Source organism: Pedobacter gandavensis (genome assembly GCF_032678465.1).
GTDB lineage: Bacteria > Bacteroidota > Bacteroidia > Sphingobacteriales > Sphingobacteriaceae > Pedobacter > Pedobacter gandavensis_B.
In genome coordinates, this window is sequence record NZ_JAVTSK010000007.1 from 1 (window position 1) to 17200 (window position 17200).

Consider the following 17200-nt stretch of genomic DNA (forward strand, 5'->3'; position numbering starts at 1 on the left):
GTCTGAAGATCATTCCAGTAGTGGATCAATTCTACTGTTTCTTTTAATCACGGTTATTCAATTCAGCTTGTGTTTTGAGCTTAGCAAACTTTATTATTATACTCTTAGTTGTACTTTTGATCTATTCTTAAATACAATAAAAACGCATTGTTGTTCCTGGCGTAATTTTTTTATTGATATCTAAACTACTCGCTTATATTTGACTTTCTTAAAGACATCTAATTATGATTGCGATAACCAATAGCCAGTTTTTTAATGAGGATCTGTTAATACAGGGTCAAACTATTTTTATTGAAGACGGAAAAATCAAACGAATCTCGAATGAGGTCGTACCAGAGGGATATAAAATTATTGATGCTGCAGGAGATTATGTGAGTCCTGGTTTTATAGATCTTCAGATTTATGGTAGTGGGGGCAACCTGTTTTCTGCTTATCCGACTGCTGATACATTAAAACAAATGGATGAGGACTTGATGACTAAGGGCACCACCGGCTTTTTAGCATGTGTGGCAACGAATAGTCCAGAGATAGTTTATCAATGTCTGGATGCAGCAAAGGCTTACCGTAATCAGGCCAATGGTTTTTTAGGACTCCATTTGGAAGGACCTTATATCAATCCTAAGCGTAGAGGCGCACATATTGAAAAATATATATATAAAGCGACGCTGGATGAAGTCAAACATCTTTTGGATTATGCGGATGGGACAGTTAAAATGATGACGATAGCAGCTGAATTACAAGATGAGGAAGTAATCAATTATCTGGTTGACCAGGGAATAGTACTTTCGTTGGGACATAGTGATGCCGATTTTAAACAGGCTATGGACGCTTATAACAATGGATTTAAGACAACGACCCATTTGTTCAATGCAATGCCGTCGATTCACCACAGGGCGCCTAATCTGCCTGTAGCAGCCATGAATCATCCAACTGCTATGGCAAGTATTATTGCGGATGGTTGCCATGTGGATTTTGAAGTGCTGAAGATGACATATAAAGCGATGAAAGACCGGTTGTTCTTAATTACTGATGCCGTAACTGCATGTGGTATCGGACCTTATCAACATGAATTGAGAGGGGATAAATTTGTGACCACAGATGGTACGCTGTCAGGTTCAAATATCACTCTTTTAGAAGCGGTTCAAAATTGTATAAACCATTGCGATATTCCATTAGTAGAAGCCCTAAAACTCGCCTCAAAAAATCCAGCACTATTAATGGGTATTTTATCTAAAAAAGGGGCTCTAGATGTTGGTAATGATGCTGATTTAGTGTTTTTATCTCCCGAGCTGCAGCTAAAGAAAGTTTTTGTAAAGGGTTTACACATTTGAACCCTGATTAATTAAAACAAATAGTTATTTTTGGACTCATGAAGTATAAACGGATTCTGCTGAAATTAAGTGGCGAGTCGCTGATGGGCGATAAACAATATGGTATTGATAATGAGCGTGTTAGACAGTACGCTGAAGACATTAAAGCGGTACATGATGAAGGCCTTGAAATAGCTATAGTTATTGGAGGGGGTAATATTTTTAGAGGTTTAAGTGCCGAAAAGTCTGGCATGGACCGTGCACAAGCTGATTATATGGGTATGTTGGCTACCGTAATCAACAGTATGGCTCTGCAAGATGCATTGGAAAAAGTTGGACTGAAAACCCGATTGCTTACTGCTATTAAAATGGAGCAAATTTGTGAACCATTTATTCGTAGAAGAGCAGTGCGTCACCTTGAAAAAGGTCGCGTGGTGATCTTTGGTGCTGGTACAGGTAACCCTTATTTCACAACTGATTCAGCAGCTGCTTTAAGAGCCATCGAAATTAAAGCTGATGTGGTTCTCAAAGGAACAAGAGTGGATGGTATTTATACTGCAGATCCTGAAAAAGATCCGACCGCAATTAAATACGAAAAGATCTCTTTCAAAGAAGTTTACGATAAAGGTCTAAACGTAATGGATATGACTGCCTTCACCCTGTGTGAAGAAAATGAACTTCCGATTATCGTTTTTGATATGAATAAAACAGGTAATTTCATGAAAATTGCCAAGGGAGAAGAGATTGGGACACTAGTTAAAGCCTGATTCTAATAAATTTTATATTTTTGGTTAAATTTTACAAAACATGAATGACCTCATAAAGAAACAACTACAAGATGCTCAGGCAAACATGGACAAGGCTATTGACCATTGTGAAGCTGAATTAACAAAAATTCGTGCAGGAAAAGCTTCTGCAGGAATGTTAGACGGCATATTTGTAGATTACTATGGTAGTGCGACTGGTTTATCTCAAGTGGCAAGTATCAATACGCCAGATGCACGTACGATACTGGTTCAGCCTTGGGAAAAAAATATGTTAGTTCCTATTGAACGTGCGATCATGGAAGCAAACATTGGTATCAATCCTCAGAATGATGGTGTGGTGATCCGCTTAGTTGTTCCTCCACTTACTGAAGAGCGTAGAAGAGATCTTGTTAAAAAGGTAAAAGAAGAAGCTGAACGTGGAAAAATTACCATTCGTAATATTCGTAAAGATGCTAACGAGAAAATTAAAAAGTTAAAAGCTGAAAGCGTTTCTGATGATGAAATCAAAACCGGAGAAGGCGAAGTGCAAAAAATAACTGACGCATATATTATTAAAGTTGATAAGCATGCAGAAGCAAAAGAAAAAGATATCATGACTGTTTAAGTCCTGATTTATAATTTACTTGTAATTTAAAGGGAATGGAGCCAATGCTTCATTCCCTTTATTTATTTTTGGCTAGATTTAATTAAATGAAATTACTACTCGAATATTTACGTGCTCATAAATGGGTGGTTGTATTGGCGCTTTTATTGGCCGCAATCAACATTGGGTTTTCCTTATTGGACCCATATATTACCGGACGAATTGTTGACGAATTCATTCAAAAGAAAGATGTATTGAATAGAAGTGAATTTGTCTGGGGAGTGCTTGGCCTAGTGGGGCTAAGTGTAGGAGCTGCTATGGTTTCAAGAATTGCAAAGAATTTTCAGGATTACTTTACTAGTATCATCGTTCAAAAAGTTGGCGCAAGTATGTATGCAGATGGATTAAAGCATTCGCTTGAATTACCTTATCAGGTATTTGAAGATCAACGAAGCGGAGAAACACTTGGTATTTTACAAAAGGTGAGACTTGATTCTGAGAAATTTATCACGGCCTTTATTAGTATTCTCTTTGTCAGTTTAATTGGAATGGTATTCGTAATCGTGTATTCAGTAACGGTAAGCTATAAAGTAACACTGGTCTATTTTTCTGCAATTCCCATCATTAGCTTTGTGAGCTGGTATCTAAGCAGGAAAATTAAAACGATTCAAAGAACGATAGTAGCAGAGACAACAGCTTTAGCAGGCTCTACAACTGAATCTCTAAGGAATATTGAATTAGTGAAAAGTTTAGGTCTGGCCAATCAGGAGATTGAAAGACTGAATAAAACCACCTATAAGATTTTAGGCTTGGAATTAAGAAAGGTCAAATATGTAAGGAGTATGAGTTTTGTACAAGGAACAACAGTTAATTTTGTTCGGAGTACAATGGTGGTGGTGCTATTGATCCTCATTTTTGAAAATACCATTTCTGCGGGACAATATTTTTCCTTCCTTTTCTATTCGTTCTTTCTCTTTGGGCCTTTACAGGAACTAGGAAATGTGATCCTTTCCTGGAGAGAAGCGGAAGTCTCTCTGGGTAATTTCAAGAAGATTTTAAGTACGCCAATAGATGAAAAGCCACTAAATCCCGTTAAATTGGAGAAAATTACGAGGCTCGAATTTAAGGATGTTAATTTTAGACACCTAACCGGTAAACATAACGCCTTGAATGATATTAATTTCCATACTCATAATGGGGAGACGATCGCTTTTGTAGGGCCTTCTGGATCTGGAAAAACTACTTTGGTTAAACTTTTAGTAGGTCTTTATCAGCCAATGGAAGGGGATGTACTTTACAATAATACTTCGAGTAAAGCGATAGATCTGGACATGTTAAGAGAAAAGATTGGTTTTGTAACCCAGGATACGCAGCTGTTCTCGGGAACAATCCGGGAGAATTTACAATTCGTGAGACCAGATGCTACCGATGAGGATTGCTTAAGGGTGATGAAACAAGCAGCGTGTAACAATCTTTTGGCTCGCGCTGATAAAGGGTTAGATACAGTCATTGGTGAAGGCGGGGTGAAGGTTTCTGGTGGAGAAAAGCAACGTTTGTCTATTGCGAGAGCATTATTAAGAAGACCAGATATTCTGGTTTTTGATGAAGCAACATCTTCTTTAGATTCCCTAACAGAGGAAGAAATTACAGCAACAATCCGGGATATTTCTTTACAAACGAATCATATTACGATTTTAATAGCACACAGACTCTCTACAATTCGTCATGCAGACCGCATTTTTGTTTTGGAACGTGGCCATATCATTGAGCAGGGTAAACATGAGGACTTATTGGCTGAAACAGGATTATACTATGCCATGTGGAGACAACAGGTAGGAGAAAGAATAGAATACTAATCTCAGGTTTAAATAAATATTCGGACTAGGTTGATGGGGTTAATTTTGTTGATCATTGATGTCCTGCAATGTTAACTTCATCATTCCTTTGGTCTTTAAGTAGGTGATTCCGGCTACTAAAATGGTCATACTTCCTCCAAATACGACTGCTGGCACTGTTCTCATGAGTTTTGCTGTGAGACCAGACTCAAAAGCACCAATTTCATTAGAAGAGCCAATAAACATGCTGTTGACGGCGGATACTCTACCACGCATTTCATCTGGTGTAAGCAATTGCATAATGGTAGATCGGATAATGACACTGATGCTGTCGAAGGCTCCTTCCATGAATAAAAATAATAAGGTTAAATAGAAGTTTTTCGATAAGCCATAACAGATAATACTGGTTCCAAAACCGGTGACTGCAATTAAAAGATTACGCCATGGCTTGTTCATTGGTGAGAAGCGGGTCATGGCTAACATGGTTATAACAGCACCACTTGAAGCAGCTGCACGCATAAAACCGAGTCCTTCAGATCCTACTTTCAAGATATCATTTGCGAATACTGGGAGTAGGGCCACTGCTCCACCGAAGAAAACGGAGAAGAGGTCTAAGCTCATCGCCCCCAGCATCATTTTGTTTCTAAAGACAAAATGAACACCTTCAGTTAGACTTTTGACGATGCTTTCTTTTGGAATATAGGTAGGAGGATGAGTTTTTAAGAAAAGGATACAAACAAGTGCAATTCCAATGAATGAAAGTATGACACAGTAGGTCGTAGTAATTCCATAGAAGCCATAAATCAATCCCCCTGCAGCCGGACCTAAAATAGAGGCGGCCTGCCAGCTGGAACTGTTCCATGTACTCGAATTGGGATAAAGTCTTTTAGGGATGATTTGTGCCATTAGGGAGAAGGTTGCCGGACTGAAAAAACCTCTGGCAATCCCAATTCCAAATACCATCAGATACATAATGGGTACGATATATTGTTCCGGAACATAAACATGCATTTGTGGGATGGTTACAATCAGCATGATGAGAGAGCAAAGGAATACTCCACTAAAAATTTTGAGCAGGAGACCTCTTTTTTCTGATTTATCAGCTACATAGCCGCCATATAAGGCAATGCATATAGCAGGAATAGCCTCGCAAAGTCCGACAAGTCCAAGTGCCAGGGGATCTTTTGTGAGGTGGTAAATATGAAATCCAATAATGACCGCCTGCATTTGATAGGCAAAGGTGAAAAAGAAACGCATTCCGAGGTAAGATCGAAATTCCGGGTATCGGAGTGCAGCGTATGGGTCTGGTTTTTCGGTAAATTTATGGGCTTCCAAGAAGGTGTTTTTTTAACAAATGTATGTTATGGTATTTCAATAACATACACTTGCCAAAAAAATATTACATAATGTTGTCATAAAAAGCGCTATACGCAGCACTCATATCTTCAGCCTGATTAATCGCGGCAGAAGCGGCAATTCCAAAAATTCCAGTTGCCATTAAAGGGTCTATATCGCTTAAGCTGATGCCACCAACAGCAAGTACAGGTAAATCAATAGATTTTGCTTTTAGCGCTTGCATCGCCCTGGCATATCCTTCCACACCCAGTAAAGGCGCATTGTTAGGTTTGGTGGTCGTTGTGTAAAATGGTCCGAATCCGGCATAATCTGCTCCTTCTTCTGCTAATCTAATTAACCCCCCCAAAGTGTTGGAAGATCCCCCAATGGTGATTGCTTCTCCGAGTTGCTCCCGAAGTTTTACAAAATCAGCATCCATATCCTCTATGTGAAAGCCCTGAATGTCTGCCTTCCCATTCAGATGAATGTGATCTGTAACAATTAAGGTCGCTCCCCAATCGTCACAGATATCTGCAATTGTATTGATATCTTTCAAAAGTTCATCATCATTTTTAGTTAGACAGCGGTATTGGATCCATTTTGCGCCTGCACTACAAGCGATATTTGCTTGTTCAATATGGCTATGTTGATGGATATCATGTGTTATAAAATGTAGCTTTTCGACGAACTTCTTCATAAATGTTAGAATTTGAAATTTAGCGAAAGTAAAAAATTAGTTCCGGCCTGGGCATAATAAAAATTCTCTGTAGTGACATTGTTTTGATAAGCAGTGCTATAGGTGTATCCATTGCTTTCATATTTTTCATTGAAGATATTGTTCACCAATAATCCAAGGTTGATGTTTTTAATGCCCTTTACCTGGAAATCGTATCCTAACCTTAAGTTATTTACCCAATAGGCATCCAGTTTTCTACTGTCGTTCTGGGTATTATCCAGGTATTGTTTACCGACAAATTTGCTTTGTAAAGCCGCAGCAAATCCTTTGAAAGGTTTGTAAACAAGCTCTCCTCCAATAACAGATTTTGGGGAAAAGGAGATATCTGTGTTCTTGTAGTTTGAGGTGATTAAGGTTTCTGTACCATCATCTTCATATTGGGTTACATAATCAACGTAGTTCTGAATTTTATTTTTGCTAAATGCAGCGTTGGCATTGACCGCAAAATGTGAGCTTAGGATGTAAGAAGCATCCAGCTCAAAGCCCATTCGGTAACTTTTATCTACATTCTGACGATAAGCATCTGCGAATTCATTGATCTCTCCAGTAAAGATTAATTGGTCTTTATAGAACATCCCGTATATATTTACACCCAAATTAAGTCTGTTTTCTTTATAACGGTAACCCGCTTCCACATCATGTAGACGCTCTGCCTTTGGTGAAGGGAGGCCCACTTTAAGATTTGTGAAGTCATCACGATTCGGTTCTTTATTCGCTACACTAAATGAAGTATAAAGATTGCTTTGTTCATTTAGGAAATAGGTTGCACCAAATTTTGGATTGAAAAAGTGATAGGTGTTGTTGAAATCTAAGGATCTAAGATTTTTGTCCGTTCCGGAGATTTTATAGTTTACGCTTCTGTATTGGAGGTCGGCGAAAAGACTCAGTTGCTCAATTGGACTATAGCTTACTTTCCCATAGGTATTGAAATCATTTTTGTTTCCCTTACCATCATAGTAATGGTCTGAATTATTGCTGGTAGAAGGATATTTTGCCCAGATAACTTGTCCAAAATGTTTCCCTCTATATTCATTGTAAGCACCGCCAAATGTGAAATTCAAGTTTGATTGTGCCTTGTAATTAAACGCATAAGTAGCGCCATAAAAATCATTATCTAACCAACGACGACGAATCAAATCCGTTCGTTTTTGAACCGCACCATCTGCATTCATGGGTGGTAAACCATATTTGCTAAGTTTCTGATCCAGTTTGAACTCTTCAAAATAACCCTTTCCATCAGTGTAGTGTAGCGCTGTATTGAAAGAGAACTTATCGTTAAACTGCTTGGCATACAATGCTTGATAATGGTTTTGGGCGTAATTATCTGTCTGGTCTTTATAGGTAAATGAGTTATAAGTTCTATTTCCTGAGTTTAATAGGTGTTGTTTTTGCGCTTCGGTAAAACCCTGACGATTGCTGAAATCAATCATTCCTTGAACATCTCCTTTTAATCGTGCTTCAGGAATACCATCCCAGGCCTGGTATGTTTTTTCAGTTCCAGAGAAAACATTCAGACGAAGCAGTTCATTTTTACCGTGATAGGCACCGGAAAGATAGTATGATTTTAGATTAGAGGCTGCGCGATCGATAAAGCCATCAGACTTTATTCTGGAAAGGCGACCATCGAAACTCCATTTATTGTCAATCAGACCCGTCCCAAGTTTTATGGTGTTTTTAAGGGTATTGAATGAGCCATAAGTATTGTTTAGTTCAGCATAAGCGTCAGCTGAAGGAGCTGTGGTTTGGATATTTAAACTTCCACCAAAAGCACCAGCACCATTAGTTGAGGTTCCAACACCACGTTGAATTTGTACATTTTCTATCGAAGAAGCAAAATCCGGCATATTGACCCAAAAGATACCCTGGCTTTCACTATCGTTATATGGAATTCCATTAATAGTGACGTTGATTCTACTGGCATCGCTACCTCTGATTCGGATTCCTGTATAACCCACTCCTGCACCTGCATCTGAGGTTACAACCACACCTGGCGTATTATTTAAGATAAAGGGCAGATCTTGTCCGAAGTTATTTTCCTGAATTTCAGCTTTGCTGATGTTTTTATAGGTAGTTGCTGATTTGTCGTTCGCACGCGTGGCGTTAACAATCACTTCGTCTGCCAGAAATTCGGCTGGTTTTAAGGTGATGTTTTCTACCAGATCTCCTTTTAGTTCCAGATTTCTCTCTGTGGTTTGGAAACCGATGAAGCTCACTACAAGCGTGTAATTTCCTGCTTTAAGATTTTTTAAATGGTATTTTCCCTTACTATCCGTAGTAACACCAAAGGATTTTCCTTTTAAACGGATCGTTGCACCTGGCAGTACCTGTTGACTTGTTTCGGAAATTACTCCTGAAATACTAAACTGTGCCTTTGTTAATACAGGCAGTAACAACATAGCTAGCGCTATGGTCAATAACTTTTTCAATTTTTTGTTTTTTTAGTTAAACCACTGTAAGTAAGGGGGCACTTACAGCCCAGTTAAACTCCATAACTCCAATCCCTCCGCCGGCATTATCCGGATCAGGTGCATATATCTGTTTGTAGATATAATGGGTATGCTCTCAGCCCGTTTTTGTGTTTTTTACAAAACAAGGCACCCCTTTTTGATGGGGTAAAGGTATTGATAAAAATTGAATCTCCACTAGAGATCTCTTATTGGACGTTTTTTAGGATAGATTGATCTTCTTATTTAAGGAAGGATTCTACTGCCTTAATCGCATTATTTAATCGCTCCTTTGTTCCATTAACGACTATATAGTTTGCATTTAAGTTTTGAAGTTCCTGGTGCCATACCTGCATAAAGTGTTCCCGTTTATGGGGGAAATCACGCAGTGGATCTTCTTGCCAGGGGAGATCTATATCCATGAGCAGGTATAAGTCGTAAGTATGAAGAGGCAAGGCATTAAGTACCACTTCCGGAGTATTTCCAAAAACTTCATCACTCCAAATCTTAACCGTGATAAAAGTAGTATCACAAAACACCAGATCTTTTTCTGCGATGGCCAGAATAGACTCTTCTAAAGCCAGTTGACCATGGTACATATTTATTTCATCCTGTAAATTGCAGGCTGCTGTTAAGGCGGCACAATAGTAACGTGCGTATTCGGGTACCCAATGTGTGTGATAATGTCTGGCTAGTTGTTGAGCAATAGTTGACTTACCTGTACTTTCCGGCCCGACGATGGCGATTTTCTTAATTTGTTTGTTCACGGTACGTTTTTCTCCAGTCTATATATCCCTTGATGGCAATTGCGACCAGGAAAGCATAAAAAATGGCACTTAAATTTAGATTTTTATAAATGTATAATGGGATATAGCAAAGGTCAACCACAATCCATAGTATCCAATTTTGTAAAATTTTTCTCGTTAGCATCAGCTGAGCAACAAAACTTAGCGCAGTACAGAATCCATCTTCGTAGGGTACGTTGGTATCTGTAAAGTGATCCAGAAATAGTCCCATTATTAAGGATAAGAAAATCACGGATCCTATCGCAAGCCACCATCCTTTTGTAGATAAATTGGTCACCGGCTTATCATCAACTTGCTTTTTCTTCATCCAAAAATACCAGCCATAAAATGCCGTAAATAGGAAATAGAATTGCAAGGACATATCTCCATACATCTTAGCATCAAAAAACACCCATGCATAGGCAATTACGCTAATGATGGAAATTGGCCAACTGAGTACATTTTCTTTTGTAGCCAGGTAAATGCAAATAAATCCGGATATTACTCCTAGCCATTCCAGCCAGCTGGTATGAACAAACTGATCGGCAATTAACTGAAAAAATGAAGACTCAAGAATTAACATGAGCCAAAAGTAGTTATCCTAAAATTATTTGCAACATAAAGCGGGATGGGAAATGGGTTAATTGTTTGTTTTTGGGGAGGTGCTAAAGCTCAATGATACACGAACACTTACGTCGGTAGTTGTTTTATCTCTTAAGATATATTCCATTCTGATGCGTAAACTGGTTCCTCTCACATAATTATCCAGAAAGCGTGAATTGTCAATATCTAATACTAATCCAGTACCTATATTTTGTTGTACATCACTTCTGGAAGCAACCATAACCTCTTCACCTTTTTCATTGGCTATAAATAACTTTACAGACTTGAACATTCCTAAACTTTTACTAGCTGGATTACTGGCCTCCATTTTTGCAGAAGCAATTCTGATCTCTTTTACATAATCTGTACCATTTTGATTTCCAAAAACCTGATCAAAGCTTGTTGCTGCAGAGCTTGCTGAGATTAAAGTGTTGCTTTTTGAACCAGCAGGAATAACTACAGTTGCATTATATGGAAAGGAAGATTTTATTAGGGATTGTACTGTAGCACAGCTGGAAAGTAGCACTATTGTTGCTATTACTACAGGGAATAGTTTTTTCATTGGGTTGTACATTGTTGTCATTTGATACGGTATATTTCACATAGGAACGGCAAATGTTGTTCCAAATTGTATTATGGAGTGTTTTCAGACGTGTTTTCTCTAATTCAGAATAAGTAGTGAATTTTTTGCTGATCGGCAAATTATGATCATTGAACTTACCTATTCGAATTGAGGGGGGATTTGAATTCATCGGATACTAAATGAAAAATATGACGTTTATAATTTAGGAACAGATAGTCGGAATGTAGACTTAGGCTCCATGCTATTAAAACATTATGTTGTGCCACTTGTATTTATCATTGTAAAAATCTAAATAATTTAAATCTAAAATTGATCATAATGAAAAGGCTTAAATTGAATTTTATCATAGTGGCAGGGCTTTCAGGGGCTTTATTGGCATTTTCAGCCAGTAGAGAAGGAGGAATTCAAGGGAAAGTAAATCCGGCAGAAGGAGCGGCCCAAGTATTGGCTATTTCTGGTAGAGATACTTTACACGCAACAGTGAATAGTGGAAGTTTTGTTTTCAGCAAGGTTAAAGCTCAAAATTACACCATTATGGTGAAGGCTAACCCACCATATAAAGACACATCAATAGAGAATGTTGCGGTGGTTGATAGCGCCACAACTGATGTTGGAGAGATTAAATTACTGCAGTAATTTATAGTAAATGATTAAAAGGGCTTTAGGTTAATTTCAGAGCACCTTTTTTATTTAAACTGTTTTTTAAAAAACAGCATATTTTTAAGGATCAAAAACGTAACTTTGCATCCCGACGGAAGAGTCGGGATATTTCCCTCGCACTGCAGAGATAATCTCTAGACTATTCTGGTCTTTTAGAATGCAATTATTACCAATTTCACTTATATAACTTTAGACTTTTTAAAGCCTTATGCCTAAAGACACCTCCATACGCTCAGTATTAATTATCGGATCGGGACCTATTATCATTGGTCAAGCCTGTGAATTTGATTATTCAGGATCTCAAGCTGCCTTATCCTTAAAGGAAGAGGGAATTGAAGTTTCCATCATCAACTCTAATCCTGCAACCATCATGACCGACAAGGTGATTGGGGACCATGTGTACCTTTGGCCTTTAACGGTAGACTCGATTGAGCAAATCCTAATCGAAAGAAAAATCGATGCAGTTTTACCTACCATGGGCGGACAAACCGCTTTGAATCTTTGTAAAGAAGCAGAAGAACGTGGTGTTTGGGAAAAATATGGTGTTAGAGTGATCGGGGTCGATGTGGCCGCGATTGAGAAAACTGAAAACAGAGAATCCTTCCGTCAATTAATGATTGATATAGGTGTTGGTGTTGCACCATCGAAGATTGCAAACTCCTTCTTGGAAGGTAAAGAAGCCGCTCAGGAAATCGGTTATCCATTGGTAATTCGTCCTTCTTACACATTAGGCGGTTCAGGTGGTGGTTTTGTGCATAAGAAAGAAGAATTCGACCATGCTTTACAGCGTGGATTGGAAGCTTCTCCAACGCATGAAGTACTGGTAGAGAAAGCTGTAATTGGATGGAAAGAATATGAATTGGAATTGCTGAGAGATAGCAACGACAATGTGATCATCATTTGTTCAATTGAGAACTTTGATCCAATGGGTATCCATACCGGCGACTCGATCACTGTGGCGCCAGCAATGACATTATCAGATCGTTGTTACCAGGAAATGCGTAACCAGGCAATTAAAATGATGCGTGCCATTGGAACTTTTGCAGGAGGCTGTAATGTTCAGTTCTCTGTGAATCCTGATAATGATGATATTATTGCGATCGAAATTAACCCTAGGGTATCACGCTCTTCGGCCTTAGCGAGTAAAGCAACAGGATATCCGATCGCAAAAATCGCTTCTAAATTAGCCATCGGCTATAACTTAGATGAGATTGAAAACCAGATTACGAAAACAACTTCAGCTTACTTCGAGCCTACATTAGACTATGTAATCGTAAAAGTACCTCGTTGGAACTTTGATAAATTCAAAGGTGCTAACATGGAACTTGGATTGCAGATGAAATCAGTAGGAGAGGTAATGTCCATCGGACGTACCTTTATCGAAGCCTTACAGAAAGCTTGCCAGAGTTTAGAAATAGGTAGAGCTGGATTAGGTGCAGATGGTAAACATAACAGAAGTATCGATGAGATTATGCACGGTTTAGAGCATCCAAGCTGGAATCGTCTGTTCTTAATTAAAGATGCGATGACTATGGGCGTTCCATTGGAATCGATCCGCAAGGTGACAAAAATCGATAAATGGTTCCTTTCTCAGATTCAGGATTTAGTACATCTTGAAGTTGAGCTAAAAAGGTATTCATTGAATAACATTCCTAAAGATTTCTTCTTCACATTGAAACAAAAGGGATTCTCTGACATCCAGATTGCTTATTTATTAGGTAATGTAACGGAGGATGAGGTTTATGATCGCAGAAAAGCTTTAGGCATCAGACGCGTGTATAAAATGGTAGATACCTGTGCAGCGGAGTTCGCAGCGCAAACGCCATATTATTACTCGACATTCGAAGAGGAAAATGAATCGACCCCAACAGATAACAAGAAAGTAATTGTATTGGGTTCAGGTCCTAACCGCATCGGTCAGGGAATTGAATTTGATTACTCTTGCGTACATGGTTTGCTGGCTGCTAAAGAAAGCGGATTTGAAGCGATCATGATCAACTGTAACCCAGAGACGGTTTCTACAGATTTCAATATGGCGGATAAGTTATACTTTGAGCCAGTATTCTGGGAACATGTTCGTGAAATCATTGAACTGGAAAAACCAGTGGGTGTGATTGTTCAATTGGGTGGACAGACTGCGTTGAAAATGGCTGAAAAGCTTCATGAGAATGGAATTAAAATTATTGGTACTGCTTACAACGACATGGATGTTGCGGAAGATAGGGGCCGTTTTTCAGACTTATTAAAAGAGTTAGAAATTCCTTATCCAAAATATGGTGTTGCTGAAAATGCAGAGGAGGCGATCATTGTTGCTAAAGAAGTAGGATACCCGGTATTGGTAAGACCAAGTTATGTATTGGGTGGACAAGGCATGAGTATTGTGATCAACGACGAAGACCTAGAGAAAGCAGTAGTTAAACTATTGGGTGATCTTCCTGGGAATCGTGTATTGATTGACCATTTCCTGGATCGTGCAGAAGAAACGGAGTCAGATTCTATTTGTGATGGTGAAGATGTGCATATCGTTGGTTTAATGGAGCATATTGAGCCTGCAGGTATCCACTCTGGTGATTCAAGCGCAGTGTTGCCGCCATTCAGTTTATCTGAAAAGGTAATGAATGATATGGAAACCTACTCTAGGAAAATTGCGAAAGCATTAAACGTAATCGGTTTATTAAACATTCAGTTTGCAGTAAAAGACGAGAAAGTTTATGTAATCGAAGCGAATCCAAGGGCTTCGAGAACAGTTCCTTTCATTGCAAAGGCTTATGATGTTCCTTACATTAATATTGCTGCAAAAGTGATGTTGGGTGTGAACAAACTGAAAGATTTCACAATTGAAAGAAAATTGAAAGGGTATGCGATTAAAGAACCTGTATTCTCTTTTGATAAATTCCCTGAGGTAGTTAAGGAATTAGGTCCAGAGATGAAATCTACTGGTGAAGCGATCAGGTTTATTAAAGACCTTGAAGATCCTTACTTCAGAAAATTATACAAAGACAAATCGATGTACTTATCGAAATAAAAATAAAAAAGTCCCGAAAGGGACTTTTTTATTTTACCAGAATTTTTTTAGCAAGGCTTTTATATCTGAATATATAAAGGCTTGATCTTTTGCCAGGATAATAGGCGGAAAATAGTAAAATGAGATAAAAAACCTGTCCGAAAGGGACAGGTTGAAGAGTTGAAAAAAATAAAGCTTAGTCCAGTATGACTACTCCTTTTGCCTCAAAGGCCAGTTCTTTTTTAGGGGCGGTAATTTTTGCAACTTCTGCTGCAGATTTGTGCGCATCTTCTGCATAATGGCGTAAAGTCTCTACAGAGATGGTTTGTTTTTTTGCGATGCCATCAAGCGCTACTTTCTTACCAACGATATCCATTGGCATAAAAAAACCATAATCTTTGAATGTGATGCGCATGGCTTCACCCGTAGGTGTCTTTAGGGTCATCCAGCAGCCTTTTTTCTTGCAAACTTCTACTACTTCTCCGGTGATTTTCATCTCAGCAGTTTTTTTGTCGCCCATAGCAGATTCAATTTTCGAAACCGGAAGTAAATCGCCTGTGGTTACACCACTTCCAAAAGCTCTTCCTGGAAGGCTGCTGCTGTCCTGTGCCATAGCACAAATAGACAATACAGAAAAGCTCAAGCTTAATAATATTTTTTTCATGAGATTGAATTAAGATGTTGAATTTCTTTTACTTATCGGTAAAAATATCAAATATTTTTTGGAATAGGCGCGATAGGAAACGATACAAAGCAAAAAATCCTCGTTATCTATCGATAACGAGGATAATCATCCCTATTGTTGTTAAATCATAAATGATTAACGTCTAATCTATGGCAACTTATAGGCCGGTTTTTTAAAGGCAGGCTGGTTTTTTGTAAACATCTGAATATCAGTTGTTTTTGATGTTAATTTGAGGTTTTGCTATAAATCTGATTGAGGAATATTTTGCCCAATATGTGGAAAGTGTGTTTGTCGTTTCTACATAATGGGGAAAATAATCCATATTTACTTTGTTTTACTCCAGGCTTACTCCTGTAAACATTGTATTCTTAACCAAATAGCAATGCAAATACATCTTCAATTTTGCTGACTGGGCTAAGTTCTATTTTATATCTTTCGGTGATTAAACCTTTCAAGTTGTAGTTGGAGATAAAGATCCTTTCAAATCCCAGTTTTTCTGCCTCCGATATACGTTGTTCTATCCTGTTCACCGCTCTGATTTCTCCGGAAAGACCAACCTCTGCTGCAAAACAGATTTTAGAAGAGATAAATATATCTTCATGTGAAGAGATGATTGCGACTAAAATTGCGAGGTCAATTGCTGGATCTTCAACTTTGATCCCACCTGCAATATTCAGGAATACGTCTCTGGTACTTAACCTGAAACCACATCTTTTCTCAAGGACAGCCAACAGCATGTTCATTCTTTTGGTGTCAAAGCCATTAGAGGAGCGCTGAGGAGTTCCGTAAGCCGCTGTACTAACGAGTGCCTGGGTTTCAATTAACATCGGTCTGGCGCCTTCTAAGGTGGCAGAAATCGCAATTCCACTCAGTTCCTCATCCCTTTGTGACAATAAAATCTCTGATGGATTGGAAACCTGTCTCAACCCAGTGCTATGCATGGCATAAATACCCAGTTCAGCAGCCGCACCAAAACGGTTTTTGATGGAACGTAAAATTCGGTATACATGGTTTCTGTCGCCTTCAAACTGCAGTACAGTATCGACCATATGTTCCAGTATTTTAGGTCCGGCAATGCTGCCGTCTTTTGTGATATGGCCAATTAAGAACACGGGTGTGTCTGTTTCCTTGGCAAATCTTAAGAGCTCCGAGGTACATTCACGTACTTGTGAAACACTACCTGGCGTAGCGTCAATATGGGAAGAATGAAGGGTTTGGATGGAATCTACGATGAGTAGATCCGGTTCTAGTTCTTCAATTTGTTTGAAAATATTCTGAGTAGAAGTTTCTGTGAGGATGTAACAATGTGAGGTAGGACTGGATGTGATCCTTTCCGCTCTCATTTTGATCTGCTGTTCACTTTCTTCTCCGGAGATGTAAAGGATCTTTTTGCCAGGGATACTTAAAGCAAGCTGGAGCAGAAGCGTTGATTTTCCAATTCCGGGCTCGCCGCCAATTAAAATAACTGAACCGGCTACCAATCCGCCTCCTAACACGCGGTCCAGTTCCAGGTCTCCTGTTGAAATACGTTCTTCCATAATGGATGGAATATTATCTACTTTGTTGGGTTTATTTACCCTGGTAGTGGTTGTCGACGTTTTCCAGGCAGGTACTTTGGAGCCGGGTTTTTCGATTACTTCTTCCACAAAAGTATTCCATTCGTTACAAGATGGACATTTACCGAGCCATTTTGCTGCTTCATGTCCGCAATTCTGACAGAAATATGCTGATTTAGTTTTAGCCAATTGATTGGAGTTTTAATGAAGTACGAATTTAAGATAATTCGGAATAAGAGTGGTTTAAAAATGTCCTTAAAGCAAACAGGCCTGTTCCGGAAGGAGCAGGCCTGTTAAAAGAAATTTAACCGTGA

14 protein-coding genes are annotated in these 17200 nt (G+C 38.7%); 6 read left to right on the forward strand and 8 right to left on the reverse strand.

Annotated features, from left to right (window positions below):
* Positions 1-224: 224 nt before the first annotated feature.
* The 4 genes from nagA to R2Q94_RS13760 all read left to right on the forward strand — a co-directional run bounded on the left by nagA (position 225) and on the right by R2Q94_RS13760 (position 4516).
* Positions 225-1331, forward strand: a complete 1107-nt coding sequence (gene nagA, locus R2Q94_RS13745) for an N-acetylglucosamine-6-phosphate deacetylase (protein ID WP_316822043.1) — start codon at positions 225-227, stop codon at positions 1329-1331.
* A 38-nt stretch (positions 1332-1369) separates the two neighbouring features.
* Positions 1370-2077, forward strand: coding sequence for a UMP kinase (gene pyrH / locus R2Q94_RS13750; protein ID WP_316822044.1), 708 nt, complete (start codon positions 1370-1372; stop codon positions 2075-2077).
* Between the two features lie 40 nt (positions 2078-2117).
* Positions 2118-2681, forward strand: a complete 564-nt coding sequence (frr, locus tag R2Q94_RS13755; protein WP_316822045.1) for a ribosome recycling factor — start codon at positions 2118-2120, stop codon at positions 2679-2681.
* An 86-nt stretch (positions 2682-2767) separates the two neighbouring features.
* On the forward strand, positions 2768-4516 hold the full coding sequence (locus tag R2Q94_RS13760; RefSeq protein ID WP_316822046.1) for an ABC transporter ATP-binding protein: 1749 nt from the start codon (positions 2768-2770) through the stop codon (positions 4514-4516).
* Between the two features lie 39 nt (positions 4517-4555).
* Here the strand turns inward: R2Q94_RS13760 and R2Q94_RS13765 are convergent, their stop codons facing one another.
* The 6 genes from R2Q94_RS13765 to R2Q94_RS13790 form a co-directional block, all read right to left on the reverse strand.
* The gene (locus R2Q94_RS13765; protein ID WP_316822047.1) at positions 4556-5830 is read right to left on the reverse strand and encodes an MFS transporter; all 1275 of its coding nucleotides are present in this window, start codon (positions 5828-5830) and stop codon (positions 4556-4558) included.
* Positions 5831-5894: 64 nt separating this feature from the next.
* Positions 5895-6527 carry a thiamine phosphate synthase gene (locus tag R2Q94_RS13770; protein ID WP_316822048.1) on the reverse strand — a complete coding sequence of 211 codons (633 nt, stop codon included), beginning with the start codon at positions 6525-6527 and terminating at the stop codon, positions 5895-5897.
* A 5-nt stretch (positions 6528-6532) separates the two neighbouring features.
* Positions 6533-8962: a TonB-dependent receptor gene (locus tag R2Q94_RS13775; protein WP_410478549.1), complete on the reverse strand. Its 2430-nt coding sequence runs from the start codon at positions 8960-8962 to the stop codon at positions 6533-6535.
* 290 nt (positions 8963-9252) lie between these two features.
* Complete coding sequence (locus tag R2Q94_RS13780; protein ID WP_316822050.1) at positions 9253-9777, reverse strand: ATP-binding protein; 525 nt, start codon at positions 9775-9777, stop codon at positions 9253-9255.
* Entirely contained in the window at positions 9761-10378 is a 618-nt protein-coding gene (gene pnuC, locus R2Q94_RS13785) for a nicotinamide riboside transporter PnuC (protein WP_316822051.1), read from the reverse strand. Before pnuC ends, R2Q94_RS13780 begins: the two co-directional genes overlap by 17 nt.
* A 57-nt stretch (positions 10379-10435) precedes the next feature.
* Entirely contained in the window at positions 10436-10960 is a 525-nt protein-coding gene (locus R2Q94_RS13790; RefSeq protein WP_316822052.1) for a hypothetical protein, read from the reverse strand.
* A 339-nt stretch (positions 10961-11299) separates the two neighbouring features.
* On the opposite strand from R2Q94_RS13790, the gene R2Q94_RS13795 reads away from it, so the two are divergent.
* Positions 11300-11617 carry a carboxypeptidase regulatory-like domain-containing protein gene (locus R2Q94_RS13795; protein WP_316822053.1) on the forward strand — a complete coding sequence of 106 codons (318 nt, stop codon included), beginning with the start codon at positions 11300-11302 and terminating at the stop codon, positions 11615-11617.
* Between the two features lie 232 nt (positions 11618-11849).
* Positions 11850-14666 (forward strand): carbamoyl-phosphate synthase large subunit, encoded by a 2817-nt coding sequence (gene carB / locus R2Q94_RS13800; protein WP_316822054.1) that lies wholly within the window; start codon positions 11850-11852, stop codon positions 14664-14666.
* Positions 14667-14841: 175 nt separating this feature from the next.
* Here the strand turns inward: carB and R2Q94_RS13805 are convergent, their stop codons facing one another.
* Positions 14842-15309: a DUF4920 domain-containing protein gene (locus tag R2Q94_RS13805; protein WP_316822055.1), complete on the reverse strand. Its 468-nt coding sequence runs from the start codon at positions 15307-15309 to the stop codon at positions 14842-14844.
* Positions 15310-15698: 389 nt separating this feature from the next.
* Positions 15699-17075 (reverse strand): DNA repair protein RadA, encoded by a 1377-nt coding sequence (gene radA / locus R2Q94_RS13810; RefSeq protein WP_316822056.1) that lies wholly within the window; start codon positions 17073-17075, stop codon positions 15699-15701.
* Between the last annotated feature and the right edge of the window lie 125 nt (positions 17076-17200).